The following is a 26,160-nucleotide window of genomic DNA, read 5'->3' on the forward strand; positions in this document are numbered from 1 at the left end:
GGGTCGTGCGTGCGCCGTACACACCTGGTCGCGACGGTCGCGGCCGTGGGACTGCTCGCCGCCGCCTGCGCCGGCCGGCCCGCGCCCGCGACCGAGGTGGCCACGCCGGGCGCCGTCGCGGCCGCCGCGACGACGTCCGCGGGCCCCAGCCCGTCGTCCCCCTCCTCGTCCGGCCCCACGCCCAGCCCGCTCGCGTCCGTCGGGCGCGGCGAGGGGACGGTCAGCGTGGTCGCGATCGACGGGTACGCCGAGTGGGGCGGCGTCGATCCCAAGGTCAAGTGGGTCGGCACGTTCGAGAAGGAGACGGGCTGCAAGGTCAGCCTGCGCTACTACGACCCGCGCCAGGAGGAGCGGCCGGGCGACTTCCCGCCGTCGTCGTTCGACGTGATCTCCGCGACGCCCGAGGTGGGCGGCCGGCTGATGGACGAGGGCAAGGCCGCCCCGCTCAACACCGGTCTGCTGGACGGCTACGACAAGATCCCCAAGCGGCTGCGTACGCTGCCGTCGGTCACCCGGGACGAGCAGGTCTACGGCGTGCCGTACGTGTGGGCGACCAACGAGATCCTCTACGACGCCGGCAAGGTCAGCCCCGACGGGCCGGAGTCGCTCTTCACCGACGAGGGGCCCGTGATGCTCCGGGACCGTCCGCTGTCGCTGGCCGACGCCGCGCTGGTGCTCAAGGCTCAGGGCACGGACGTCGGCGAGGACATCAAGGACCCCTTCGACCTCACCGACGCCCAGCTCGACGCCGCCGCCGAGCTGTTCACGTCCGGCGACGACGGCCGCCGCGTCTTCTGGCGTGATCCCGTCGAGGTCGTCCAGGGCTTCGCGACCGGGTCCGTACGGCTCGCGCAGGCCACGCCGTACCACCTGGACGTGCTCGGGCGCGGGAACAAGCAGGTCAGAGCGCTGACGGACCGGCCGGTGACCGGATGGGCCGACGCGTGGATGATGTCGGCCGAGGCCCCGCATCCGTCGTGCGCGTACAAGTGGCTCGACTTCACGATGTCGGCCGACGTGCAGCGCAAGGTGTCCGCCTGGATGGGGCTTGCCCCGGCCAACCCGGCGGGGTGCACCGGCGCGGCCCGCCGGATCTGCACGGACTACCGCGTCGGCACCTCCCAGGCGTTCCGGGGTGTCTACTTCGCGGTGCGTCCCAAGGACTACGACAAGTGGGTGGAGCGCTGGTCGCGCGTCGTGTCCTGACCCCTTGAGTGTCTTGATCCGGGTGTCCTGATCCGGCGAGGGCTACGGTCACTTCGGCTCGCCGGTGCCGTGCGGCACCCGGTCGGGGTGGGACCCGCGGGCATGGGGTGCTCGGGCATGGGGTGCTTGGGCATCCCGCGGCGCGCGGGTGGGGAAGACGGTGCAGGCGAGCGGCCAGAACACCAGCCAGACCACCATGGCGAACGTCAGGCGACCGGCCCATTCCAGGAGCGCCGCCGCGCGGTCGGAGTCGCCGACGACCACGACGCCGGCCAGCAGCAGGCCGCAGGCGACGGCCCAGCCGATCATGCCCTTGCCCCAGGCGCGCCATTCGTATCGGGCCCGTTCCCGGCCGTAACGCCTGCGCCGGTCGGGCGGCGGCCCTCCGGCGTAGCGGTGGGCGAACCTGACGTCGGCGCACCGCACCATGTCGTGGCCGAAGGCGACGGTGAAGCCCAGGTAGGCCGCGGCCAGCCCGTGCGTGAACTCCGCCCGCCCGCCGTCGCGGAGGTCGGCCACGCTCGCGACGAGGAGGACCAGGTCGACCAGGGGGACGGCGAGCAGCAGCAGGCCGCCGAGCCGCCGCCTGCGCAGGAGATAACGGACGGCGAGCCCCGCGCCCAGCAGCACCCAGAACGCGACCTCGCAGACGACGATCAGTCCGAACAGCATCCGGCCCCCTTTTTCGCACGGCGTGCTACAAACCTTTCTCGCCCATTGTGCTATAAAAAGCGCGCGGACGCGTGGTTGGAGGAGCTGTGCCGAAGATCGTGGACCACGGGGTGCGGCGCGAGGAGATCGCCGAGGCGTTGTGGCGGGTCGTGCGCCGGGACGGCGTGGCCGCCGCCACGGTCCGCAGCATCGCGGCGGAGGCGGGCTGGTCGCCGAGCGCGCTGCGGCACTACTTCTCCACCCAGGCGGAGCTGCTCGCCTTCGCGATGGAGCACGTGATCGCGCGGGCCCGCGCGCGTATCGAGACCACCGTCTACGACGGACCCGTCCGCGTCGCCGTACGCCGCCTGCTGGAGGAACTGCTGCCGATGGACGCGGAACGGCGCGCGGAGGCCGAGGTCTGGCTGCAGCTGGCCGCGCGCGCCCAGGGCGACCCGGCCGCCACCGACTGGTTGCGCCGCGCGGACGACGGGGTGGGGGAGGCGACGACCCTGGCTGTCCGAGCGCTCGCCGAGGAGGGGGAGCTCGCGGCCCATCGGGACGCCGAGTTCGAGGCGGCGCGGCTGCACGCCCTCATCGACGGTCTGACCGTGCACGTCCTGGCCCGGCCGGAGTCGATGTCTCCGGAGCGCATGAGCGCCGTGCTGGCCGCCCACCTGGACGATCTGGCGACCTGAGGAGGCGCACCGGGCCTTCCGTCGCGGCACACCGCGCCTCACGCCGACAGGCGAGTGCCGGCTGAAACTTTCCAGCCCTTACATCCCAGGTTTTCCGCCTTCCGGCGGAGCCGCCGCACCGTGAATTCCGTCCCCACCTGGCGATTCAACTGCGGCTTCTGCTCACTGTGCGGCGGCGATCCCAGGGTCCTCCACGGCGCACTGATCGGGTCTATTGACGGAGATCGTTGCGCTGAATAGCTTCCCGAGCAGGAAACGATCGGCATCGGTATCGGCAGCATCCCGGAAGTCACGGTTGGCCGCCTGAGGCGGAGTCCACCCCGGCCGCGTCATGTTAACGCTCACAAAACGAGGCGACGACACCGCTTGGCCGCCCCCGCGGTCACGCTCGGACCTTCAGGAGGATCGTTGCATTCCCCCACGCACGTACGTACGAAGGCGTGGCCGGCCGCGATGGCCACCGCGATGGTGACGATGCTCGTGGCGGCGCTGGCATGGGCGACGCCGGCGGAGGCGGCGGCGTCGTCGTCGTTGGTCAGCGCCGCCTCGGGCCGGTGTCTGGATGTGGCGGGAAACAGCGACGCGCCGGGCACCGCCCTGCAGATCTGGGACTGCAACGGGCAGGCCAACCAGGCGTTCGAGTTCACCTCGGCCGGTGAGCTGCGGACGTTCACCGGCACACGGTGTGTGGACGCCTACAGCGGAGGGACCTCGCCGGGCACGAAGGTGGTCATCTGGTCGTGCAACGGACAGAACAACCAGAAGTGGCGGCAGAACGCCGACGGGTCGGTCACGGGCGTGCAGTCGGGTCTGTGCCTGGATGTGAACGGCAACGGCACGGCCAACGGGACCGCGGTCATCCTGTGGACCTGCAGCGGCCAGGCCAACCAGAGGTGGAGCACCGCCGGAGGCAGCCCCAGCCCGACGCCGTCCGCCTCCCCCACCCCGTCGCCTTCGCCGTCGAGCAGCCCGCCGACCGGTTCGAGCTCACGGCAGAAGGTCGACTTCGACCGGGGGTGGAAGTTCATCCGCTCGGATGTGACAGGGGCGCAGAACACCGGCTTCGACGATTCGCGATGGGTCCCCGTGGCGTTGCCGCACGACTTCGACGCCCCGTACAACGTGGGCGGCTCCACCGGCGGGCAGAACTTCTACGTGGGTGCGGGCTGGTATCGCAAGCACGTCACCGTTCCCTCGTCCTGGGGCGGCAAGCGCGTCGAGCTCGAGTTCGAGGGCGCGTTCTCGGTCACCGATGTGTGGGTCAACGGAACCAAGACAGGCACGCATCGGGGCGGCTATACGGGATTCGCCTTCGACATCACCAACGCGATCCGGACCGGCGACAACGTGATAGCGGTGCGCGTGGACAACCGGTGGCAGCCGGACCTCGCCCCTCGGACGGGCGACCACCAGTTCGGCGGCGGCCTCTACCGTGACGTCTACCTGAACGTCACCGACAACGTCCACGTCACCTGGTACGGGACCTTCGTGACCACCCCGGCGCTCACCAACCCGGCCTGGGACACCGGCAACTCCGCGTACTACCGGAACATCGACCTGTCGCAGTATCCGAGCGAGACCGACCTTCGCGCGAACATCGCCGCCCGCCGTTCCAACGTCAGAGCGCAGACGGAGGTCCGCAACGACGGTTCCTCCGCGGTCGACGTGTACGCACGCCAGGAGGTGCGCAAGCAGGGATCGGCCGGCGTGCTGGCGACGTTCGACTCGCCCGTGCGGACGCTCGGCGCCGCGGCCACGACGACGCTCGACGCGCTGAGCGGATCCCTGGCGAACACCTCCGCGATGCTGCAGGGTCTCGACCTCTGGGCGCCGGACAACCCCGCGCTCTACACCGTGACCACATCGTTGGTGGTCGACCGCACCCCGGACGGGGCCGTCCACGACGGGGTCGTCGTCGACAGCTACGACACCACGTTCGGCTTCCGGAGCGCACAGTGGAAGGTGGACGGCTTCTACCTCAACGGTGTCAAGACGCTGCTCGTCGGGGCGGACGTGCACCAGGACCACGGCGGCTGGAGCAACGCCGTCACCAACTCGGGATTCGACCGCGACGTCCGCTACATCCGTGAGGCCGGGATGAACTTCATCCGGGGCTCGCACTACCCCCACGACCCGTCCTTCGCGGACTCCACGGACAGGCTCGGCGTCATGCTCTGGTCGGAGGCCACCTTCTGGGCGACCGCGACCGCCGGCAGGGAGCCCACGCCGAGCGGCACCGTCAACGACTACCAGGCGGACGGCTATCCGCAGAAGACGGCCGACCAGGCGGCCTTCGAGCAGAGCGCCATGGACGGCCTGCGCGACATGATCCGGGTCAACCGCAACCACCCCTCGATCATCAACTGGTCGATGGGAAACGAGGTGTTCTTCACCTCCTCATCCACGCTGAGCAACGCCAAGGCGCTGGTGAGCAAGATGCGCGACTACTCCCACCAGCTCGATCCGACGCGCAAGGCCGGGCTGGGTGGCGTGCAACGCAGCTCACTCGACCAGCTCTCGGTCTCTGACGTCGCCGGGTACAACGGCGACGGGGGGAAGATCACCAATACGTGGATGCCGAACGTCGTCTCGGAGTACGGGTCGTACACCTCCGATCGGCCCGGCACCTACGGTCCCACGTACGGTGACGTGGCGGATCCGTCCGACGGCACCAGGTTCAGGCTCACGACCGGAAGCGCCGGACTGGCCATCTGGGCGGGCTTCGACCATGGCACGATCATGAGCGCCGCCTTCGCCCGGATGGGCATGATCGACTACTACCGGCTGCCGAAAGACCAGTGGTACTGGTACCGGGCCAACAAGTCGAGGTGGACAGGCATCACCGATGTCGCCGACCCCACGCCCGTGGCCCGCGAACAGTCCACGAGCGGGACGGCGACCCGGATGACGCTGGAGGCGGGGAAGTACTCCCCGACGACGATCACCGACGACGGCACCACGGACACCCAGCTCGTGGTGACGATGCGGAACTCGTCGGGAGCCTGGGTCAACGACACCCGCACCGTCACGCTGACCGTCACCAGCGGCCCGGGAATCCTGCCCGGCGGCAAGTCGTACACCTTCACCCCGAACGTCTCGGCCTTCAACGGGAAGGCGGCGATCGAGTTCCGTTCCTACTACGCCGGCACGACCACCGTCACGGCGAAGTCGGCGGGACTGCCCGACGTCGCCATCACGATCACGACCGTCGACACGGCCGGAGCGGCGGGCGAGAGCGAGCCCGCCGGCTTCGGCAACTCGGCCCTCTGGGGCTGAACCGCTTGTCTCGCCTGCGCGCTGCTCGGCGGCGGAGCGGCGGGGGTGTGCTGGGCGTCCAGCCGTGCCTGCTTGAGGATCGCCGTGGCCACGACGAGTCGGTGCTCATCGTCGGCCACGGCCTTCCGCCCGCGAACCGGGGTCAGGACATGGCCGCCCGGGAGCGGCGGGGCAGCGGCACCTTGCCCTCGGGGGCGGGCAACAGGGCTTCGGCGCAGTCGTCGCAGGCGTGGACGGGGGCGTTGTCGGGCAGCGTGCCGACCTTGATCCGGGGACGGGGCCACTTCTTGTGGCAGACGACGCAGGCGTCGCCGTCGCGCTGCGTGATGGTGAGGCCGGCAGGGTCGAACGTCAGCATGAGCCGCTCGGCGCCGTTCGGGTTCCAGCCCATCAAAGTCCCCCCTCGATCGCCTATCGGAACCGTTATAACGCGGTTACCCTTCGTGATCGGCGCGAGTCGGGCCAAGCGATGGTTAAATCGAGGCATAACGCAAGCCGTACAACAACAAAAGGGACACCTCGGAACAGACCGGGTGCCCCTTTTGGTGTTTGTTAAACGTTCTGGTCCACGTTGAGCGCCTTTTCCAGAATGGTGAGGCCCTCCTCCAGCAGGTGGTCCGGGATCACCAGCGGGGGCAGGAAGCGCAGCACGTTGCCGTACGTGCCGGCGGTGAGCACCAGCAGTCCCTGCTCGTGGCACCTGCGCGCGATCTCCGCGGCCGGATAGGGCTCCTTGGTCCCTGGGACGACGAGCTCGACCGCGATCATCGCGCCGCGCCCGCGCACGTCCCCGACGATCGGGTTGTGCTCCTGGATGGCGCGCAGGCGGGGCAGCATGGTCTCGCCGATGTGCCGGGCGCGCTCGACGAGCTTGTCCTGCTCGATGGTCTCCAGCACGCCCAGGGCCGCCTCGCAGGCGAGCGGGTTGCCGCCGTACGTGCCGCCGAGGCCGCCGCTGTGGACGTGGTCGAGCAGGTCGGCCCTGCCGGTCACGGCCGCCAGCGGAAGACCGCCCGCGATGCCCTTGGCGGTGGTGATGATGTCCGGGACGATGCCCTCGTCCTCGCAGGCGAACATGTGGCCGGTGCGGGCGAAGCCCGTCTGCACCTCGTCGGCGATGAAGACGATGCCGTTGGCGCGGCAGAATTCGACGATCTTCGGCAGGAAGCCCCGGGCCGGCTCGATGAAGCCGCCCTCGCCCGCGATCGGCTCGATGAGCACCGCCGCCACGTTCTCCGCGCCGATCTGCTTGCTGATCATGTCGATCGCCTGGGCCGCGGCCTCCTCGGCGCAGTTGTCCGGGCCGGTCGGCCAGCGGAACGGGTAGGCGAGCGGCACCCGGTACACCTCGGGCGCGAACGGCCCGAACCCGTGCTTGTACGGCATGCTCTTGGCCGTCAGCGTCATCGTCAGCAGCGTGCGGCCGTGGTAGCCGTGGTCGAAGACGACGACCGCCTGCCGTCCGGTGGCGTGCCGGGCGACCTTGACCGCGTTCTCGACGGCCTCGGCGCCGCTGTTGACCAGGAACGTCCGCTTCTCGTGGTCGCCGGGCGTGAGCGCGTTGAGCTTCTCGCACACCGTGACGTACGACTCGTACGGGGCGACCATGAAACAGGTGTGGGTGAAGTCGGCGACCTGCTTCTGCACGCGCTCGACGACCCGGGGGGCGGCGTTGCCGACGTTGGTGACGGCGATGCCGGAGCCGAAGTCGATCAGCGAGTTGCCGTCCACGTCGACGATCACACCGCCGCCCGCGTGGGTCACGAAGACGGGCAGCGTGGTGCCGATGCCCGGAGGCACGGCGGACTGCTTGCGCGCGAACAGCTCGCGCGACCGCGGGCCGGGGATCTCGGTGACGAGGCGGCGCTCCTGCGGAAGCTGCGGGCCGCCGTGCGTGGTGGCAGTGCTCATATCTCCGACGGTACGGCCGTCACTGCCATCAGCCGATATGCCGCTATGTCAGAATGAAGGCGTACTTTTGGCCGGTGAGGACAAGCCGGCCGTCCGGGGAGAAAGACCGGCTGTTCGGGGGGAAGAGCAGTGCCACCCACGCTGCGCCGGATCACCGCGATCGTACCGCTCCACCTGGAGGTTCTCGCCGGGCGGGACGCTCTCGACCGCCCCGTCCGCTGGGTCGCGGTGAGCGAGCTGGAGGACCCCACGCCGTTCCTGGAGGGCGGCGAGCTGGTGCTCACGACCGGCATGCGCCTGTCCGGCGGCGACGCCGTGCCGTACGTCTCCCGGCTCGTGGCCCGCGGCGTCACCGGGCTGGGGTTCGGGGTGGGGCTGAGTCACGACGCCGTGCCGCCCGCCTTCGCCGAGGCGGCCGAGGCCGCCGGGCTGCCGCTGGTCGAGGTGCCGAGGGCCACCCCCTTCATCGCGATCGGCAAGGCCGTCAGCGACCTGCTCGCGGGGGAGCAGTACGAGGAGATCAGCCGCGCGTTCGCGGCGCAGGGCAGGCTCACCCGCGCCGCCCTCCAGCGGCAGGGGCCGGTGGCCGTGGTGGACCGGCTGGCCAGGGAGATCGGCGGGTGGGCGGTGCTGCTCGACCCCGCGGGCGACGTACGGCACGCCGCCGACGCGACCGGCCGTCATGCCGGCCCCGGTGACAGTCGCGGCGCGGCGGGGGACTGGGCGTGCGAGGCGGCCCGGTCGCTCGCGCCCGAGATCGCCCGGCTGCGGAGCGCGCCGTCCCTGGCGAGCCTCGCCCTGTCGACCCCGGACGAGCACGTCGTGGTCCAGCCGCTGGGCCGGAGGGGGTTCTTCGCGGTGGGGTCGCCCCGGCCGTTCACGCCCGTCGCGCACACGGTCGTCAACGCCGCCGGGTCCCTGCTGACACTGGCGCTGGAACAGGGCAGGGAGCAGCGGTCGGCGGCGGCGCGGGTGCGGTCGGCGGTGCTCCGGCTGCTGCTGGCCGGTGAGACACGGGCGGCAGCGGAGACGCTGGCGGCCCTGGGCCTGCGGCTGCCGGGGGAGCCGGTTACGGTCCTCGCCTGCGACACCTCCGATCCCGAGGCGCTGACCGAGGCCCTGACCGGCGCGGCGCCCGGCCCGCGCGGCGCCTCCGCGGCCGTGACGACCTTCACCGCGTCCTGGGAAGGGCTGCTCGTCGTGCTGGCCCCGGACGCGCACGCCGACGAGGTCGTCGCGCTGGCCGCACAGCACGGCCGGGTGGGCGTCAGCGCGCCCGGTGTGGAGATCGTCCGTTCCGAGAGCCGCGTGGACAGCCGTATGGACAGCCGTATGGACAGCCGTGTGGAACCTGCCGCGGCCGGACCGGCGGACCGGGGCGCGTCCCGCCCGCTTCCCGCCACCGGACCCGACCGCGTCTCCGATCCTGTTTCCGATCGCGTCTCGGACCGTGCCTTCGATCGGGGCCCCGACCGTCTCTCCGATCGCATCCCCGATCGCGTCCCCGACCGAGTCCCGGATAAGGCCCTCGACCGGGCCCTCGACCAGGCGCGGCGGGCGCTCGTCTCGGCGTCGCCGGTGGCGCGCTTCAGCGAGCTCGCCGGGCGCGGGTTGTTGTCGCTGCTCGATCCCGCCGCCGCCGCGTCGTTCGCGGCGGCGATCCTCGCGCCGCTCCGCGAGTACGGCTCGCGCGCCGACCTGGTCGAGTCGCTGCGCGCCTACCTGGCCAGCAACGGCCACTGGGACGCCGCCGCCCAGCGCCTGGGCGTGCACCGGCACACGCTGCGATACCGGATGAAGCGGGTGAGCGAGCTGCTCGGGCGCGATCTGGACGATCCCGCGGTCCGGGCCGAGCTGTGGATCGCGCTGTGCCTGTGACGCCGGCCAGGTGTGCCTGGGACGCGGGTCAGGCCGAGGGGCGCGCGAGGAAGGCGCGGATGGCGGCCTCGGTGACGATCTCGTACGTCTTGCCGTCGGGCAGATGCCCGGCACGTTCCAGGCTGAGCGCGCCCTGAGCCGCGGCCCACAGGGTATCGGCGATCTTCCTCGGCTGGGTGGGCACGAGGTGACCTGCGGAGATGCAGTCGGCGATCACCCGGTCGACGATGTTGAGCGCGGCCCTCGCGAGCGTGCGGGCGCGCTCGCTCGGCACGAAGCCGGGGATGGCCCGCTCGAACATGAGGCTGTAGTAGCCGGGCTCGGCCAGCGCCGCCTCCCGGTAGGCCGGACCGAGCAGGCTCAGGTGCTCCAGCGGGTCGCTGCGCTGCGGCACTGCCTCCAGCCTGCGCCGGAACCGCTCGAAGCCTTCCAGATAGAGGGCCTCGGCCAGGCCCTCCTTGCTGCCGAACATCGTGTAGATGACCTGGGTGGAGCAGCCCGCCTCGGCGGCGATCCTGCGCACGGTGAGGCTCTCCGGCCCGGCCCTGGTGAGCAGGTCGTTGGCGACGTCGAGGAGACGGGTGCGCAGCTCGTCGTAGTTGCTGCGATGGCCGCGTGCGTAGGCACCCTGAAGCCCGAGCGGCGCCGGCGTACCCATCAGCGACGAGCCCTTCTCATATTGGGGGTCCCGCGACAGACCCGGATGATGACTTAACCATGCCGCTCGACTTTCAAACCGCGATGAAACAGAAAACATCATGAAATTGCCGCGCATCTGTGACATCTGAGAAGTTGTCCATGATGGCGTGACGGGGGGCGACGATTGGCCTGTCCGGAGTAGCGACCGGCTCGCACCAGGGGGCATAGCGTGAAGACATGGACGTAGGCCGCACTTCCGAACCCCGCCCCTTCTGGCTCGCCGGGCGTCCCGCGACGGGAGACGCCGAGCAGGCCGTGACCAATCCTCACGACGGCCGGGTCGTCGGCGTCCACTCGGTGCCGACCCCCGAGCAGGTCGAGCAGGCGGTGGCCGCCGCGGACGCCGTGCGCAAGCAGGCCGCCGCGCTGCCCATCCACGTACGCGCCGAGGCGCTGGCCCACGTGGCCCGCCGGCTGACCGAGCGCGCCGAGGAGATCGCCCGTCTGATCAGCGCGGAGAACGGCAAGCCGATCTTCTGGGCGCGCGGCGAGGTGGGCCGTGCGATCTCGACGTTCCGCTTCGGCGCGGAGGAGGCCCGCCGCTTCAGCGGCGAGGTGCAGCGGCTCGACACCGAGCCCGCGGCGCAGGGGCGCCTCGCCTACGTCTCGCGCGTGCCGTACGGCCCGGTGCTGGCGATCACGCCGTTCAACTTCCCGCTCAACCTGGTGGCCCACAAGGTCGCTCCCGCGATCGCCGTGGGCGCGCCCATCGTGGTCAAGCCCGCGCCCGCGACCCCGCTGTCGGCGCTCGTCCTCGGCGACATCCTGGCCGAGACCGATCTGCCCGAGGGCATGTTCTCCGTGCTGCCGGTGCCGAACGACCGGGCGTCCGCCCTGGTGGAGGACCCGCGGCTGCCGGTCGTCTCCTTCACCGGCTCCGGCCCGGTCGGCTACTCGATCATGGACAGCGTGCCGCGCAAGCACGTCACGCTCGAACTCGGCGGCAACGCCGCCGCGGTCGTGCTGGCCGACGCCGATCTCGACTGGGCGGCGAGCCGGGTGGCGCTGTTCTCCAACTACCAGGCAGGCCAGAGCTGCATCGCGGTGCAGCGGGTGATCGTGGAGGACGCGGTCGCCGACGCGTTCACCGACAAGCTCGTCGCCGCCGTCGGCTCGCTCGTGATCGGCGACCCCGCGGACGACAAGACGCAGGTCGGTCCCCTCGTCAGCGAGGCCGCCGCGATCCGCGTCGAGAGCTGGGTCGACGAGGCCGTCTCGGCCGGGGCGCGCCTGCTGGCGGGCGGCACCAGAGAAGGCTCGACCGTCGCCCCCACCGTGCTGGCCGACGTGCCCTCCGGCGCGAAGGTGGCCTGCGAGGAGGTCTTCGGGCCCGTCATGATCGTGCAGCGGGTCGCCTCGGTCGACGAGGCGTTCGCCGCGGTCAACGACTCCCGGTACGGCCTGCAGGCCGGGGTCTTCACCCGCAGCCTGGACGTCGCCTTCCGGGCCAACCGCGAGCTCGAGGTCGGCGGCGTCATCATCGGCGACGTGCCGTCCTACCGGGCCGACCAGATGCCGTACGGCGGAGTGAAGGAGTCGGGCGTGGGCCGCGAGGGGCTGCGCTCGGCCATGGAGGACTTCACCTACGAGAAGGTCATGGTGCTCACCGGACTCACGCTGTAGAACCAAGCGTCCGAGGGGCCCCGTTCAGAGGAGACTCAGCGCCTTGGCGAGGCCGGGGTCGCGGCCCTTGGCCAGGTCGAGGGCCGTCATGGGGGCGTAGTGGTCGACGGGGACGCCGACGGTGTCGATGAGCTCCCGGGCCGGGCCGAGGTGCCGGACCCTGGGCAGCAGCAGCACGCTGTTGTCGTCGAGAAGGTAGGCCTCGGCCGGCCCGGAGACGGCCCCCGCGGTGCGGGTCCCGACCAGAGTGCCCAGGTCGTTGTCCTTCACGGCCGCGCTGAAGTCCTCGCAGGCCGAGGCGCACGCGCGGTCGGTGAGCACGACCAGGCGCAGCCCGAGCAGCGGGACCGAGTCGTCGGTGCGGTTGGCCGTGCAGTCGCCCTTCAGCGGGCAGAAGTAGCTCGTGACCTTGCCGTGCGCGAACGCGCCGAGCAGCCGGGTCACCTCGCGCGGCGACCCGCCGCCGTTGCCGCGCAGGTCGATGACCGCGGTCGTGGACGTGTCCTTCAGCGCGGCGATGACCTGGTCGGCCGCGCCCTCGAAGAAGCCGGGCACCTTGACGTAGGTGACGCCTCCGGGGAGCGCCTTCGACGTCACCGCCCGCTCCTGCTCTTCGAGGGGACCCTCCGTGAGCTTCACGGTGCGGACCCGTCCCGTCGTGGGCCGCTTCAGCGTGAGCCGTACGGTGCCGGAGGCGAACGCGTCGACAAGGCTCTGGTTCACCTTGTCCCCGATGAACGCCGGTATGCCGTCGACCTTCTCGACGATGTCGCCGGGCCGGACGCCGGCCCTGTCCGCCGGGCTGCCGGGCAGGACGCGGGTGATGAACAGGGGCGGCCGGGCGGCCGGATCCAATCGTGGGCCCTGCGCGGCCGACAGGCCGGCGATGCCCGTCCCCACCGGTCCGTCGCCCGACGGGGGAGTGATGCGCTCCACCCTGGCGTGGTCGTCGTGGAGCCCCGCGACCATGCCGGTGATCGCGGCGCGCAGCGCTTCCGGGTCGCCGGCGCCGACCATGCCGGCGAACGCGGCCCAGTCGGCGTCGCGGTTCCCCGTCAGCGCGGGCAGGCGGAGGCCGGGCCTGTCGGCCCCGCGGCGCATCAGTTCCTGGGTGTAGGCGGCGAGGGCGTCCCGCAGCAGGACCTTCGAGTCCAGCGTGGGCCCGCTGTAGTAGTTGTCCAGCACGCACTCGTACGCCTGCCGGAGCGTGTTCACCGACGTCGGCGGCGCGGACTCGGGCGGCGGCGCGGTTATCCGCGCACACGCGGCGCCCGTCGTGGCCTGCAGTGGCATCGTGCCGGCCCGCGCGGCGGGGGCCGGGAGGGAGGCGGACAGGGGGACGGCCGTCAGCAGGACGGCGGCGCAGAGAGCTCTGATCATGTCGGTCAGCGTGGCCGCCGGCGGGTTGCGCGGCCGTGAACGACACCGTTAACGCCGCTGTTACCCCGCTTCGGGTACCACGATCGCATGCGGATTCTCGTGGCCGAAGACGAGCGCGATCTGGCCGACCTCGTCGCGATGGGCCTGCGCCGCCAGGCCATGGCGGTCGACGTCGTGTACGACGGGGCGGCGGCGGCAGAGCGGCTGGCGGTGAGCGACTACGACGTCCTCGTGCTCGACCGCGACCTGCCCGGGCTGCACGGCGACCTCGTGTGCCGTGAGCTGGTGGCGCGCGGGAGCCGTACGCGGATCTTGATGATGACGGCGGCGTCGTCGGTGCCGGAGCGGGTCGCCGGGCTCGGCATGGGAGCCGACGACTACCTGCCCAAGCCCTTCGACTTCACCGAACTGGTCGCGCGGGTGCGGGCGCTGGGACGGCGCAGCCGGGACCAGGTGCCCCCGGTGCTGACCCGGCACGGGATCGTGCTCGACACGCATCGGCTCCAGGCGTCCAGGGACGGCAGGCATCTGCATCTGTCGCTCAAGGAGTTCGCCGTCCTGGAAGTGCTGATGCGGGCGGATGGCGCCGTGGTGAGCGCCGAGCGGCTCCTGGAGGAGGCGTGGGACGAGAACGCCGACCCCTTCACGACCGTGGTGCGGGTCGTGGTCAGCCGCCTGCGCGCGAAGCTGGGCGACCCGCCGTGCGTCCAGACCGTCCCCGGCGCCGGATACCTGCTGTGACGACGGTCCGGGTCCGGCTGACGCTGATCTACTCGGGGCTCTTCCTGCTCACCTCCGTCGTGCTGCTGGTCATCGTCAACACGCTCTTGCGACAGGCGCTGCACGCGCGGATCGAGCGCTTCTTCCCGTCTCCCGCGGGAGAGGCCCCGGCGGCCCCGGCCGCCCCGCTCCTCGGGTCGGGGGTGGAGCGGCTCCCGCCCCTGTCCGAGCTGGCGAGGGACGTGATCCACTATCAGTGGGACGTGAGCGCGCTGGCGATCGGAGCCCTGACCCTGGTGTCGGTGGTCGTGGGATGGCTGATCGCGGGGCGGATCCTGCGGCCTGTCCACCGGATCACCGCCACCGCGCAGCGGCTGTCCCTGTCCACTCTGCACGAGCGGATCGCCCTCACCGGGCCGCGCGACGAGCTGAAGGACCTGGCGGACACCTTCGACGCCATGCTCGACCGGCTGGAGCGCTCGGTCGAGGGGCAGCGGAGGTTCATCGCGAACGCCTCCCACGAGCTGCGGACTCCGCTGGCCGTGCAGCGGACGGCGATCGAGGTCGGCCTCCCCGAGGACGTCGGGGAGATCCGCGACACGCTCCTGCTCCACAACCACCGCATCGAGGGCCTCATCGACGCCCTGCTGGTCCTCTCCCAGGCCGAGCACGGCCTGGAGAGGCGGAGCCCGGTGCCCCTGGACGAGGTCGTACGGCTGGTCCTGGCGGAGGCGGACCGCGGCGAGGTGACCGTCGCGGCGCGGATCGAACCGTTCACCGTCCACGGCGACCCGGTCCTGCTCAGTCGGCTCGTCACCAACCTGGTCGACAACGCCGTGCGCTACAACCACCCCGGCGGCGCCGTCGAGGTGACGCTCGCCGGAGGCGTGCTGACGGTCCGCAACACCGGTCCCGAGGTGCCGGCCGAACGCTTCGGCGAGCTCTTCGCGCCCTTCCGGCGCCTGCACACGACGCGAGGACAGGGCGCCGGGCTCGGGCTGTCGATCGTCGCGTCGATCGCGACGGCGCACGGGGCGGCCGTCCGGGCGCGTCCGAATCCCGGCGGCGGCCTCGAGGTGGCCGTGACGTTCCCGGCGGGCGTCACATGACAGCGGTCGCCCTAGGACAAGGGGCGGGGGCGTAGGCCGTCGAAGAGGACGTCGAGGGCGCGTCGGCGCAGTTCGTCGCTCCACTCGTCGCGTTCGGCCGCCAGGCACACCCCGCACAGCAGGGCCAGCAGTTCGGGCGCCCGGAGGTCGGGCCGCACCGCGCCCGCCTCCTGCGCGGCCGTGAGCAGCCTCCCGATCGCCTGCCGCATGTCGCGGCTGACGTCGGCCGTCCCGGCCTTGGGGTCGACGCCGGACCCGGCGAGCAGGTCGGCGGCGGTCTTCTTCTGGGCCGCGTGCACCACGATCCGCTCGAGGAACGTGAGGAAGGCCGTGCCCGGATCCGGCGACGGCCTGTCCGCCTCCGCGAGGAGCCGTCGCGTACGGTCGACGATCACCGCCTGGTAGAGCGCCTCCTGAGTGGGGAAGTGCCGGTAGATCGTGCCGAGCCCCACCCCTGCCTCCCCGGCGACCGCGCGCACGGACGCGGATGTCCCTTCGCGGGCCAGCACGGCTTCGGCCGCCTCCAGGATGCGCTCCCGGTTGCGCTGCGCGTCCGCACGCCGGGGCCTCACTTCGCCGCTCATCGTCCTCCTCGTCGCGTTTGACAGCCGGAACACGTGTTCCGTATCGTCCCGAATCAACCGGAACAGATGTTCCTGATACTACGGGGGAATACGTGATGGAGTACGCAACGCTCGGCCGGTCGGGACTTCGGGTCTCCACGGCGGGCCTCGGCACGATGAACTTCGGCGCCCCCGGAGGGTGCGGCGAGACGGAGGCCACCCGCATCGTGGACGCCTTCCTTGAGGCGGGCGGGAACGTCATCGATACCGCCGACGCCTACACCGGCGGCGAGGCGGAGCGGATCGTCGGGCGGGCCGTGCGGGGGAGGCGGGACGAGGTGGTGCTCGCCACCAAGGCGTTCCTGCCGCAGGGGTCCGGGCCCAACGACCGCGGGCTGTCCCGGGCCCACCTCACCAGGGCGCTGGAGGACAGCCTGCGCCGGCTCGGGACCGACCACATCGACCTCTACCAATGCCACCATTGGGACGACTCGACTCCGATCGAGGAGACCATGGCGACTCTGGACGGATTCGTACGGTCCGGCAAGGTGCGGTACATCGGCTGCTCGAACTTCACCGCGGCCCAGATCGTGGAGGCCCAGTGGGCCGCGCAGCGCGTGGGCGGGACGCCGTTCGTCAGCCTCCAGCCGGAGTACTCGCTGGTGGCCAGGGGTATCGAGGCGGAGATCCTGCCCGTCTGCCTGCGGCACGGGCTCGGCACGCTCGTCTGGTCGCCCCTCGGCGGCGGCGTGCTCAGCGGCCGTTACCGCAGCGGTGAGACCCCCGGAGCCGACACCCGGCTGGGGCGGCTCATGGCGTCGCCCATCCCCGCGGCCCGTACCTGGGCCGAGGGCTTTCTGACCGAGTCCAACCTCGCGATCGCCGGGCACGTCGCCGACGCCGCCGCGGAGCTCGGCGTCGCCCCGGCGGCCGTGGCGCTGGCCTGGGTGCGGAGCAGGCCGGAGGTGACCTCGGTCATCGTCGGCCCGCGCACGCTCGACCAGTTGCGCGGCAACCTCGCCGGGCTCGAGCTCGTCCTGCCGTCCGACGTCGCCGCCCATCTCGACGAGATCTCCCGCTGAGGGACACGAACGGCGGCGCCGGGTGTACGAGACCCGGCGCGGGGCAGCGGGACGTCCGCGGACATGCTGGCCGAGTGAACGGGACGCCTGAGATGCCGGAAGTATCACCGCAGGTAGGGGAGCATCCCGACGGAGTCGAGCTGCTGCGCCGTACGCCGGGGCTGATGGTGCTGGACGACGATGACGACGATCCCGTCCTCGTGCGCGCCGACGGTGGCCCGGTGGACACCTGGCGCGAGCACTACCCGTACGACCACCGCATCTCCCGGCAGGAGTACGACCGGCACAAGCGTCTGCTGCAGATCGAGCTGCTGAAACTGCAGTATTGGCTGAAGGACACCGGCGGCCGCCTGGTCATCCTGTTCGAGGGACGGGACGCGGCCGGCAAGGGCGGCACCATCAAGCGCTTCATGGAGCACCTCAACCCCCGCGGCGCGACCGTGGTGGCGCTGGAGAAGCCCAGCGAGCGCGAGCGTGGCCAGTGGTACTTCCAGCGGTACGTCGAGCACCTTCCGGCCGCCGGCGAGATCGTGCTGTTCGACCGGTCCTGGTACAACAGGGCCGGAGTCGAGCGGGTCATGGGCTTCTGCACTCCTGAGGAGTACATGGAGTTCATGTACCAGGCGCCGCTGTTCGAGCGGATGCTCGTGCGCGACGGCATCCGCCTCGTCAAACTGTGGTTCTCGGTGTCGCGGGCCGAGCAGCGCACCCGGTTCGTCATCCGCCAGGTGGACCCCGTGCGGCAGTGGAAGCTGTCGCCGATGGACATCGCCTCGCTGGACCTGTGGGACGAGTACACCCGGGCGAAGGAGGACATGTTCCTCAGCACCGACACCGAGGACGCCCCCTGGACGATCATCAAGAGCAACGACAAGAAGCGCGGCAGGCTGGAGGCGATGCGCTACGTCCTGTCCCTGTACGACTACGACGACAAGGACGCCTCCGTCGTGGGCGAGCCCGACCCCCTGATCGTCCGGTCCGCCGCCGACATCGTGGACGAGGACAACGCCGAGCCGCTGTCGCCGTTCTGACCCTCAGCCGGCCCTCCGCCGCGGGCGGGGGCCGGCCCCGGCCGTCGTTCGTCATGCCCGCTCGGCGGTGCGGAACAGGTCGCGTACGGCGGAGCCGAAGTAGGGGCCGTACATCGTGCGGTGGTCGTTGCTGTACTTGAAGCTGCTGACGGACGTCAGCGTGCCCCTGCCGGAGGCCGGGTCGAAGCCGCTGAGCCAGGGCCCGCCGCTGGCCCCGGCCGTGAGGTCGCAGCGCAGGCCCTGGTCGCGGGTCTGCCTCTGCGGGTCGGCGTGGGGGACGCCCGCGCAGTACAGCAGCCGCTCGCCGTCGTAGGGGGGATCCGCGGGGAACCCGAAACCGTAGGTCCGGCGTGCACGGGGCGGGTCGAAGGCGATGGGCTGCCCGCCCACCAGGTCGGTCAGGTGCTGGTCGTCCAGGTCGTCCACGGCGACCATGCCCACGTCGTAGTCGTCGTTCCCGGACCGCGACCAGGGCCCGGCGACGAACATCCGCCGTGCGGGGAAGGCGCCGTACGGCTGCCGCCCGTCGTCGTATCCGGGGACGAAGGTCCAGTTCTCCGCCCAGTCCCCGGCGCCGTCCTTGACGCAGTGCCCGGCGGTGACGACGAGGTCCCTGTTCGCGCTGCGCACGGCGCTGGCGGAGCAGGAGAAGTCCACGCCGTTCAGCGTGAGGAAGACCCTGCCGGTGGTCCTCGTCACGGAACCGCCCGCCGCCCAGCGCGTGCCGGTCGTGGTCGCCGGGGGCATCGCCGCCGCCTGCCGGGTCCTGGCCGTCCTGCTCGTCTTATCTGCTGTGCTCGTCGTGGCCGTTCCGGTGGACCTGCGCGCCGCCTGGCCGGGGGCGAGGACCGCTCCGGCGGCCGGCAGCAGGGCGGCGTGAGCGACGGGCGGCAGGGCGGTCCGGGCGACGGGTGGCAGCACCGATCCCGAGGGAGCGTCCGGCGGCAGCACCGATGGGGCGCCGGGCCGGCCGGTCGTGATCTTCTGCAGGCCCCCCAGCAGTCCGATCGGGACCGCGCCCGCCATCCGCTGCGGCGTCCAGTAGGTGCCGGCGGCGTGCCCGGCGACGTGTTCCACGACGTCTCCCACCGGGGAGACCCCCGGGGCGGGGACTCCCGGGAGTCCGGTGAGGAGGGCGGTGACGGCAAGCAAGGGGAGGCTCGGAGTCATGGCTCCCGAGTGTGGACCACCTCGCGTGTTCTTGCCGCTACTTTCCGTGAATCAGGTGAGGGCGGTCTTCTGGGCCGTGTTGTAGACCGCCTCGGCCTCGGGGCCGAAGTAGGGCCCGAACATCCAGTAGGAGGCGAAGTTGTACTTGAAGCTGTTCACCGAGTTGAGCTGGCCGCTGCCGGTCCTCGTGTCGAACCTCACGAACCAGGGGCCGCCGCTGGCGCCGCCGGTCATGCCGCAGCTCAGCCCCTGGTCCTGGGAGCTGAGGTAGTCGTCGAACGTGCGCCCGCCGCAGTAGACCAGCCTCGATCCGTCGTACGGCGCGCCGGCGGGGTAGCCGAACGCGTACGTCTGCTGCCCGCGCGGCTGGTTGAACGCGACGCCCTGGCCGCCGACGACGTCGGTGAGGCTCTTGCCGCCCTGGGGCGCGACGACGGCGGCCGCGACGTCGTAGTTCATGTTCTCGCCGGAGTTCCACTGCGCGGTGGTGAGCAGGGTGGTCGCCGGCCAGGTGCCGTTTGGCCGGTCGCCCTGGTCGTAGCCGGGAACGAAGACCCAGTTGGCGTGGAAGGCGCCGTTCAGCTTCACGCAGTGCCCTGCGGTGATGACGACGCTCTTGTTGGCGCTGGTGACGGCGGTGCCCGAGCAGGAGGCGTTCCGCCCGGCGTCCGACCCGGCCGTGACCGTGAAGAACACCCTCCCCGTCGTCTTCGCCACCGTCCCGCCCGCCGTCCAGGACGAGCCCGAGGTCCGCGACGAGACGCGGGCCGCGGCGGCGGACATCGAGGTGGACGTTGCGGCGGCGCTCAAGGTGGAGGCGCTCAGGGTGGGGGCGACGGTGGCGGGGCGCGCCGCCGAGGCGCTGGCCGACGCCGTGGCCGACGCGTCGGCGGGCGTGGATCCGGTCGCGGATCCGGTCGTCGATCCGGCCGCGGCGAAGTGCCGGTCGCCGGCGCCGGGGGCGTCCAGCGGCTCCGCGGCCTCCATGCGCGCGACGGTCCAGAACTTCTTCACCGTGCGCTGTTCCGTCGCCGTGTCGGCGGCCTCGCGCACGGCGGGCCTTGGGCCTGCGGCCGACCGCGTGGTGGTTCCTGTCGCGGTCGCCGCGGCGCCGTGCGCGGCGGGGAGCATCACCCCCGCCGCGGCGAGGGCGGGGACCGCGAGAACGGCGAGACGTCGTGCCCTGGGGTGCATGCCTGGCTACCTCCGTGTCGGGATGTCCTGACGCGGGAAAGTAGCGACGCCTTCAACCGGATTTCTCGCGATCTGCCTATACGGTTATGGGCAGATTCGGGCATATATGTGCTTGTTTCTCCTCAGTATCTTTGTGCGCAGCGCCCGCCTTCCCGGCTCCGGCCGTTTCCCGTACGGGCGCGTGCCGTTGCGGGCCCGCGGGCCGTCTCGGAGACAATGAGGGGATGAGTTCCCAATCCCTGCCGCAGCCCCGGTCTGTCGTCGTGCTGGGTTCGACCGGTTCCATCGGCACCCAGGCTCTCGACGTCGTCGCCAACGCCCCCGGACGGTTCCGCGTGACCGCGCTCGCCGCGGGCGGCGGCCGGGTCGACCTGCTGGCGAGGCAGGCGGCCGACTTCGGTGCCGAGGCGGTGGCGGTCGCCGACCCGGCGGCCGTGCCGGCGCTGCGCGAGGCCCTGGCGGCGGCGGGCGCGCGGGCGAGGGTGCTGGCGGGCCCCGATGGGGTGGCGGAGGTCGCGGCCTCGCCCTGCGACATCGTGCTCAACGGCATCACCGGGGCCCTGGGGCTGACCTCCACGCTCGCCGCGCTGGAGGCGGGCCGGGTGCTCGCGCTGGCCAACAAGGAGTCGCTGATCGTGGGCGGTCCGCTGGTCAAGCGCCTGGCGGGGCCGGGGCAGATGATCCCCGTGGACTCCGAGCACTCCGCGCTCGCCCAGTGTCTGTGGGCGGCCGGACCGGGCGGGGCCGACCCGGCGGCCGTACGGCGGCTGGTGGTGACGGCGAGCGGCGGCCCGTTCCGGGGCAGGAGACGGGCCGAGCTGACGGACGTGACCCCCGAGATGGCGCTGAACCACCCGACCTGGAGCATGGGGCCGGTCATCACGGTGAACTCGGCGACGCTCGTGAACAAGGGCCTGGAGGTGATCGAGGCCCATCTGCTGTTCGACATCGGGTTCGACCGGATCGAGGTGGTGGTCCACCCGCAGTCGATCATCCACTCGATGGTGGAGTTCGCCGACGGTTCGACGATCGCGCAGGCGAGCCCGCCCGACATGCGGCTGCCGATCTCGCTCGCGCTGGCCTACCCCGAGCGGGTGCCCGGCGCGGCGCGGGCGGTCGACTGGACCACGGCCCACACCTGGACCTTCGAGCCGCTCGACGACGAGGCGTTCCCGTCGGTCGCGCTGGCCCGTCACGTGGGCGCCCTGGGCGGCACCGCGCCGGCGGTCTACAACGCGGCGAACGAGGTGTGCGTGGAGGCGTTCCTGAAGGGCGCTCTGCCGTTCCTCGGCATCGTGGACACCGTGGAACGCGTGGTGGCCGCCCACACCCCCGGCCCGGCGGCGTCCGTGGAGGAGGTCCTCGCGGCGGACGCGTGGGCGAGGGCGCGGGCGGCCGAGCTGACGAGCTGAGCCCCTGGCGCGACCCGGGTCAGGCGGGCCGCGCCACGGGCGGACGGGTCAGGCCGTCGAGCAGCTCAGCGTCGGGGAACCGCTGCTCGATCCGTTGGCCAGGAAGCCGAACGTGGTCGAGGCGCCGGCGCCCACGCTGCCGTTGTAGCTCACGTTCCTCACACTGATCTCGCTGCCGGACTGGCTGAGCGTGCCGTTCCAGACCTGTGTGATCGTGCTGCCGCTCGGCTGGGTCCATCTCACCGCCCAGCTGCCGATGGACGAGGAGCCGGCCGTCACCGTCACCTCACCCTGGTATCCGCCGCCCCACGAGCTGACGACCTTGTAGGTGGCGGAGCAGGCTCCGCCGTTGCCGCCGGGGGTCGGGCTCGCCGAGGGGCTGACCCTCGGGCTCGGCGAGGTGTTGGGGGAGGTGCCGGGCGACGGAGAGACGCGCGGGCTGGGGGACGGGGAGACGCGCGGGCTGGGGGACGGGCTCGGGTTGCCCGTGCCGACGCCGGTCACCTCGCCGTTGCCGCCGTCGAAGACGACGTCGGAGCAGCTGTAGAACGTCTCGTTGCTGTCCGAGCGCTGCCACACGGTGTAGATGATGTGGCGGCCGCTCTTACCCGAGGGCAGGTGGGCGTTCCAGTAGTAGTGGCCGTCCTCGGTGCCCACCGAGCCGACGCTCGGCGGGTTGGTGACGCTGTCGAACGGCGTCGACTCCAGGTCGCTCCACGCCAGCGCGCGGGTCGGGCTCCAGGAGTCCTTGGTGATGTACGACCGGAACGTGCCGGGGTGCGCGGCCCACTTGTTGTACTTGAACTCGACGGTCGCCCCGGAGGTCAGGTGGGTGACCGGCCAGTCGTCGCGGGCGAGGTCGAAACCGCTGAAGTCGTAGACGACCGCACCGCCGCTGCACAGCTGCCCGTCCGGGATGAAGCCGGACATCCGGCCCGCGCCGTCCGAGCGCAGCACGGCGAACCAGTTGTACAGCGCGTTGGTCCCGCCCTTGGCGACCGCGGCCGCACAGGCGGGGTTCTTCGGCTGGATGGCTCCGCTTGAGGTCGTGCCGTCCTTCCAACACAGGTAGGTGCGGCTGCCGGGCATCATCGGGGCGCCGTGCGCGGACGCCGGGGAGGCGATCACGACGGCGGAGACGAGGGCGGACAGCGCGGCGACGATCAGGCCGATCGTCGCTGTCGACAGTTTTCTTCGTGGTCTACCCACGGGCTACCCTTTCGCGTGGTCATGGCTGCCGCACTCGTGGTGCAGCACGGCACCGCCGACGGCGCGAGCACGTCGGCCCGGGGGGACAGCCGTTTGACTTACCGACCAGGTGGTGCGTAGAGCGCTCTCGCGATTCGGACTCTAGGTCGGCCTCCGCCGCCTGCCCACCCGGGCGACGGCCGCCGTGCCCGTCCTCGCAGGTGGCGGCTCTTCCTTCAGCCGCGGGTCATGAAACCTTCATTCCTCGTGAAAAGGTTTCGGGCCGCCCGGCGTCGCGGCACTCCTTAGACTGGGAGGGCCCCCCACCGGGCGTCGCCTATCAAACAAGGTGCAGAAATGTCTGTTGATCTCGGGATTCCCGCCGTACGAACCCAGCCGATCGCCAAGCGGCGGGTGTCACGTCAGATCATGGTCGGCTCGGTCCCCGTCGGCGGGGACGCGCCGGTCTCTGTGCAGTCCATGACCACCACGCTGACCGCCGACGTCAACGCCACCCTGCAGCAGATCGCCGAGCTCACCGCCACCGGCTGCCAGATCGTCCGCGTCGCGGTCCCCTCGCAGGACGACGCCGACGCGCTGCCGGCCATCGCGAGGAAGTCCCAGATCCCGGTCATCGCGGACATCCATTTCCAGCCCAAATACGTCTTCGCGGCGATCGACGCCGGATGCGCGGCGGTCCGGGTGAACCCCGGGAACATCAAGAAGTTCGACGACAAGGTCGGCGAGATCGCCCGCGCGGCCTCCGACGCCGGCGTGCCGATCAGGATCGGGGTCAACGCCGGCTCCCTCGACCCGCGCCTGCTGCAGAAGTACGGCAAGGCCACCCCGGAGGCCCTGGTCGAGTCGGCGCTGTGGGAGTGCTCCCTGTTCGAGGAGCACGGCTTCCGCGACATCAAGATCTCGGTCAAGCACAACGACCCGGTCGTGATGATCCAGGCCTACCGGCTGCTCGCCCAGCGCTGCGACTACCCGTTGCACCTCGGCGTGACCGAGGCGGGGCCGGCCTTCCAGGGCACGATCAAGTCCGCCGTGGCGTTCGGCGCGCTGCTGGCGGAGGGGATCGGCGACACCATCCGGGTGTCGTTGTCGGCGCCTCCGGTCGAGGAGGTCAAGGTCGGCACGCAGATCCTGGAGTCGCTCGGCCTGCGCGAGCGCGGCCTGGAGATCGTCTCCTGTCCGTCCTGCGGCCGTGCCCAGGTCGACGTGTACACCCTCGCCGAGCAGGTGCAGGCCGGGCTGACCGGGCTCAAGGTGCCGCTGCGCGTGGCCGTGATGGGCTGCGTGGTCAACGGCCCGGGCGAGGCGAGGGAGGCCGACCTCGGCGTCGCCTCCGGCAACGGCAAGGGCCAGATCTTCGTGAAGGGCGAGGTCATCAAGACCGTTCCGGAGTCGCAGATCGTCGAGACCCTCATCGAGGAGGCCCTGCGCCTCGCCGAGGAGATGGGTGTCGACGTGGACCTCGACGACGACGAGGCCGCCGGTCCCGAGGTCGTCGTCCGCTGACCCCGGCATTACAGTTCGCAATGCTCTGACTACACAATGGCAATGAACGGGTAGTACGGACCGTACTCGGTCGATCACATGGCGAAGCTGTCCTCTGCTGTTCGGAAGCAGAGGAGCAATGCCGGTGAAGCGGGTCGTTGGTGTGGTCGCGGGCGTGGCGACGCTGGTCGCCGGGCTGGTCGGGCCGGAAGGGGTTGCCGCCGGGTCGGACCGGCCGGGGCACTGGGGGCCGCCGCAGCGTCCGCTCGAATGGAAGCAGTGCCCGCCCGAGACCAAGTCGGCCTCAGGCGGCCTGCTCGGCCTCGGCTCGGCCCGGCGGGTCGAGCCGGCCGAGCCGGCCCGGCGGGCCGTTCGGCGGGAGCCCGTGCAGGAGTGTGCGGAGCTGCGGGTCCCGCTCGACTACCGCGAGCCGTACGGCCAGCAGATCACGCTGGCGCTCAACCGCGTCAGGGGCACCGTCTCACGTGACGCCAACCACCTCGGCGCACTGCTGGTGAACCCCGGCGGACCGGGCGGCGAGGGCCTCAGCCTGGCCAGGTATGTCGCGGCGCGGCTGCCCAAGGAGGTCGCGGCCCGATACGACATCATCGGTTTCGCGCCGCGCGGGGTCGCGCCCAGCCAGCCCGCCATGTCGTGCGTGGACCCGGCCCGTTTCTACGCGGCGCCCCGCCCCGACAACGTGCCGAAGAACGACGCCGAGGAGCAGGTGCTGGTCGGCAGGGCCAAGCAGTACGCCGAGGGGTGCGGCAACCGCTGGGCCTGGTTCCTGCCCTACCTGACCACCGAGAACTCCGCGCGGGACATGGACGCGGTGCGCGCGGCGCTCGGCGAGGAGAAGATCAGCTACCTCGGCTACTCGTACGGCACCTACCTGGGGGCGGTCTACGCCACCCTGTTCCCGCAGCGCGTGCGCCGCCTCGTCCTCGACAGCGTGGTGGACCCCGGCGGCGTCTGGTACGCGGCCAACATCGCCCAGGACCACAGCTTCGACCGGCGGCACCGCGACTTCCTCGCCTGGGTGGCCGAGCACGACGACGTCTACAAGCTGGGGGCGACGCAGGCGGCGGTGTCCTTCGCGTGGTACTCCATGCGCTCCCGCCTGCGCGGCAGACCCGCGGGCGGGGTCGTGGGCCCGAGCGAACTGGACGACGTCTTCTCCAACGGCGCCTACAGCGACCGGCTCTGGCCCTACCTGGGCTCCGCCTTCTCGTCGTACGTCCGCAACGGCGACGCCTCGGTCCTGGTGAAACTGTTCCACGCGGAGGCCGAGATCGACGCGGAGGAGGAGAACTCCTACGCGGTCTATCTGGGCGTGGAGTGCCGCGACGCGGCCTGGCCCCGGTCGTGGGACCGTTGGCGGACCGACACGCGCCGGGCGCACGCCGAGGCGCCGTTCATGGCCTGGCCCAACGCCGTCTACAACGCGCCGTGCGCCTTCTGGCCGGAGAAGGGCGGCACCCCGGTCAAGGTGGGCACGTCGCATCTGCCGCCCGTCCTGCTGATCCAGGCCGAGCGCGACGCCGCCACGCCGTACGAGGGGGCGCTACGCATGCGCGGCCTGTTCCCGACCGCGCGCCTGCTCACCTCGGGCGGCGGCAACCACGGAGTGTCGCTCGCCGGCAACGCGTGCGTCGACCGGCAACTGGCGGCCTACCTGCGCGACGCGGCGCTGTCGCCGCAGCGCAGAGGCAGGCGGGGCGCCGACGCGACCTGCCCGGGCCAGCCGGAGCCGCGTGCCACGCTGATGAAGGTCACGACGGGTGCGCCGGGAACGACGTCCCACGTCTCCGCCACACGGCGGTGAGCCCGGCCGGGCCGATACCTCCCAAACGGGAACCGTTCGCG

General features: G+C 71.6%; 22 protein-coding genes. 13 read left to right on the forward strand and 9 right to left on the reverse strand.

What is annotated here, in order from left to right; translation table 11 throughout:
- Positions 1-9: 9 nt before the first annotated feature.
- Complete coding sequence (locus BXA11_RS34225) at positions 10-1,206, forward strand: extracellular solute-binding protein (protein ID WP_083744785.1); 1,197 nt, start codon at positions 10-12, stop codon at positions 1,204-1,206.
- Between the two features lie 48 nt (positions 1,207-1,254).
- Here BXA11_RS34225 and BXA11_RS34230 read toward each other — a convergent pair whose 3' ends face one another.
- The gene (locus tag BXA11_RS34230) at positions 1,255-1,878 is read right to left on the reverse strand and encodes a hypothetical protein (protein ID WP_076441282.1); all 624 of its coding nucleotides are present in this window, start codon (positions 1,876-1,878) and stop codon (positions 1,255-1,257) included.
- A gap of 86 nt (positions 1,879-1,964) precedes the next feature.
- On the opposite strand from BXA11_RS34230, the gene BXA11_RS34235 reads away from it, so the two are divergent.
- Positions 1,965-2,555, forward strand: coding sequence for a TetR/AcrR family transcriptional regulator (locus tag BXA11_RS34235; RefSeq protein WP_030512003.1), 591 nt, complete (start codon positions 1,965-1,967; stop codon positions 2,553-2,555).
- A 408-nt stretch (positions 2,556-2,963) separates the two neighbouring features.
- Positions 2,964-5,831: a lectin gene (locus tag BXA11_RS34240; protein WP_143734686.1), complete on the forward strand. Its 2,868-nt coding sequence runs from the start codon at positions 2,964-2,966 to the stop codon at positions 5,829-5,831.
- A gap of 142 nt (positions 5,832-5,973) precedes the next feature.
- Here the strand turns inward: BXA11_RS34240 and BXA11_RS34245 are convergent, their stop codons facing one another.
- Positions 5,974-6,222, reverse strand: coding sequence for a hypothetical protein (locus BXA11_RS34245; RefSeq protein WP_030512001.1), 249 nt, complete (start codon positions 6,220-6,222; stop codon positions 5,974-5,976).
- 161 nt (positions 6,223-6,383) lie between these two features.
- Positions 6,384-7,742, reverse strand: a complete 1,359-nt coding sequence (gabT, locus tag BXA11_RS34250) for a 4-aminobutyrate--2-oxoglutarate transaminase (RefSeq protein ID WP_076441287.1) — start codon at positions 7,740-7,742, stop codon at positions 6,384-6,386.
- A gap of 129 nt (positions 7,743-7,871) precedes the next feature.
- Here gabT and BXA11_RS34255 point away from each other — a divergent pair, with 129 nt between their 5' ends.
- On the forward strand, positions 7,872-9,620 hold the full coding sequence (locus tag BXA11_RS34255; RefSeq protein WP_076441289.1) for a PucR family transcriptional regulator: 1,749 nt from the start codon (positions 7,872-7,874) through the stop codon (positions 9,618-9,620).
- Positions 9,621-9,648: 28 nt separating this feature from the next.
- On the opposite strand, the gene BXA11_RS34260 is transcribed toward BXA11_RS34255, so the two are convergent.
- Complete coding sequence (locus tag BXA11_RS34260; RefSeq protein WP_030511998.1) at positions 9,649-10,278, reverse strand: TetR/AcrR family transcriptional regulator; 630 nt, start codon at positions 10,276-10,278, stop codon at positions 9,649-9,651.
- 218 nt (positions 10,279-10,496) lie between these two features.
- Here BXA11_RS34260 and BXA11_RS34265 point away from each other — a divergent pair, with 218 nt between their 5' ends.
- Positions 10,497-11,942 carry an aldehyde dehydrogenase family protein gene (locus BXA11_RS34265; protein WP_030511997.1) on the forward strand — a complete coding sequence of 482 codons (1,446 nt, stop codon included), beginning with the start codon at positions 10,497-10,499 and terminating at the stop codon, positions 11,940-11,942.
- A gap of 24 nt (positions 11,943-11,966) precedes the next feature.
- Here BXA11_RS34265 and BXA11_RS34270 read toward each other — a convergent pair whose 3' ends face one another.
- The gene (locus tag BXA11_RS34270) at positions 11,967-13,322 is read right to left on the reverse strand and encodes a S41 family peptidase (RefSeq protein ID WP_076441291.1); all 1,356 of its coding nucleotides are present in this window, start codon (positions 13,320-13,322) and stop codon (positions 11,967-11,969) included.
- A gap of 87 nt (positions 13,323-13,409) precedes the next feature.
- Here BXA11_RS34270 and BXA11_RS34275 point away from each other — a divergent pair, with 87 nt between their 5' ends.
- Together BXA11_RS34275 and BXA11_RS34280 are read left to right on the forward strand one after the other, a co-directional pair.
- A complete protein-coding gene (locus BXA11_RS34275; protein ID WP_076441293.1) occupies positions 13,410-14,063 on the forward strand; it encodes a response regulator transcription factor in 654 nt (217 codons plus the stop codon).
- A complete protein-coding gene (locus tag BXA11_RS34280; protein ID WP_076441295.1) occupies positions 14,060-15,151 on the forward strand; it encodes a HAMP domain-containing sensor histidine kinase in 1,092 nt (363 codons plus the stop codon). The genes BXA11_RS34275 and BXA11_RS34280 overlap by 4 nt, the downstream gene beginning before the upstream one ends.
- An 11-nt stretch (positions 15,152-15,162) precedes the next feature.
- On the opposite strand, the gene BXA11_RS34285 is transcribed toward BXA11_RS34280, so the two are convergent.
- Complete coding sequence (locus BXA11_RS34285; RefSeq protein WP_076441297.1) at positions 15,163-15,735, reverse strand: TetR/AcrR family transcriptional regulator; 573 nt, start codon at positions 15,733-15,735, stop codon at positions 15,163-15,165.
- 95 nt (positions 15,736-15,830) lie between these two features.
- Between BXA11_RS34285 and BXA11_RS34290 the strand changes: the two genes are divergently transcribed.
- Together BXA11_RS34290 and ppk2 are read left to right on the forward strand one after the other, a co-directional pair.
- Positions 15,831-16,796: an aldo/keto reductase gene (locus BXA11_RS34290; protein WP_076441299.1), complete on the forward strand. Its 966-nt coding sequence runs from the start codon at positions 15,831-15,833 to the stop codon at positions 16,794-16,796.
- 92 nt (positions 16,797-16,888) lie between these two features.
- On the forward strand, positions 16,889-17,827 hold the full coding sequence (ppk2, locus tag BXA11_RS34295; protein ID WP_081904006.1) for a polyphosphate kinase 2: 939 nt from the start codon (positions 16,889-16,891) through the stop codon (positions 17,825-17,827).
- A 51-nt stretch (positions 17,828-17,878) separates the two neighbouring features.
- On the opposite strand, the gene BXA11_RS45035 is transcribed toward ppk2, so the two are convergent.
- Both BXA11_RS45035 and BXA11_RS45040 read right to left on the reverse strand, forming a co-directional pair.
- Positions 17,879-18,997 (reverse strand): trypsin-like serine peptidase, encoded by a 1,119-nt coding sequence (locus BXA11_RS45035; protein ID WP_204054068.1) that lies wholly within the window; start codon positions 18,995-18,997, stop codon positions 17,879-17,881.
- A 51-nt stretch (positions 18,998-19,048) separates the two neighbouring features.
- Positions 19,049-19,585 (reverse strand): trypsin-like serine peptidase, encoded by a 537-nt coding sequence (locus BXA11_RS45040; protein WP_239105315.1) that lies wholly within the window; start codon positions 19,583-19,585, stop codon positions 19,049-19,051.
- A 16-nt stretch (positions 19,586-19,601) separates the two neighbouring features.
- On the opposite strand from BXA11_RS45040, the gene BXA11_RS45045 reads away from it, so the two are divergent.
- A complete protein-coding gene (locus tag BXA11_RS45045) occupies positions 19,602-20,222 on the forward strand; it encodes a hypothetical protein (RefSeq protein ID WP_239105314.1) in 621 nt (206 codons plus the stop codon).
- 193 nt (positions 20,223-20,415) lie between these two features.
- A complete protein-coding gene (gene dxr / locus BXA11_RS34310; protein WP_076441303.1) occupies positions 20,416-21,603 on the forward strand; it encodes a 1-deoxy-D-xylulose-5-phosphate reductoisomerase in 1,188 nt (395 codons plus the stop codon).
- 48 nt (positions 21,604-21,651) lie between these two features.
- Here the strand turns inward: dxr and BXA11_RS34315 are convergent, their stop codons facing one another.
- Positions 21,652-22,812, reverse strand: coding sequence for a lytic polysaccharide monooxygenase (locus BXA11_RS34315; RefSeq protein ID WP_208865592.1), 1,161 nt, complete (start codon positions 22,810-22,812; stop codon positions 21,652-21,654).
- A gap of 336 nt (positions 22,813-23,148) precedes the next feature.
- Between BXA11_RS34315 and ispG the strand changes: the two genes are divergently transcribed.
- Positions 23,149-24,315, forward strand: coding sequence for a flavodoxin-dependent (E)-4-hydroxy-3-methylbut-2-enyl-diphosphate synthase (gene ispG, locus BXA11_RS34320; RefSeq protein ID WP_076441305.1), 1,167 nt, complete (start codon positions 23,149-23,151; stop codon positions 24,313-24,315).
- A gap of 124 nt (positions 24,316-24,439) precedes the next feature.
- Positions 24,440-26,119, forward strand: a complete 1,680-nt coding sequence (locus BXA11_RS34325; RefSeq protein ID WP_076441389.1) for an alpha/beta hydrolase — start codon at positions 24,440-24,442, stop codon at positions 26,117-26,119.
- Positions 26,120-26,160 lie beyond the last annotated feature (41 nt).

The sequence above is a fragment of the Microbispora rosea genome, assembly GCF_900156315.1.
Classification (GTDB): domain Bacteria; phylum Actinomycetota; class Actinomycetes; order Streptosporangiales; family Streptosporangiaceae; genus Microbispora; species Microbispora rosea.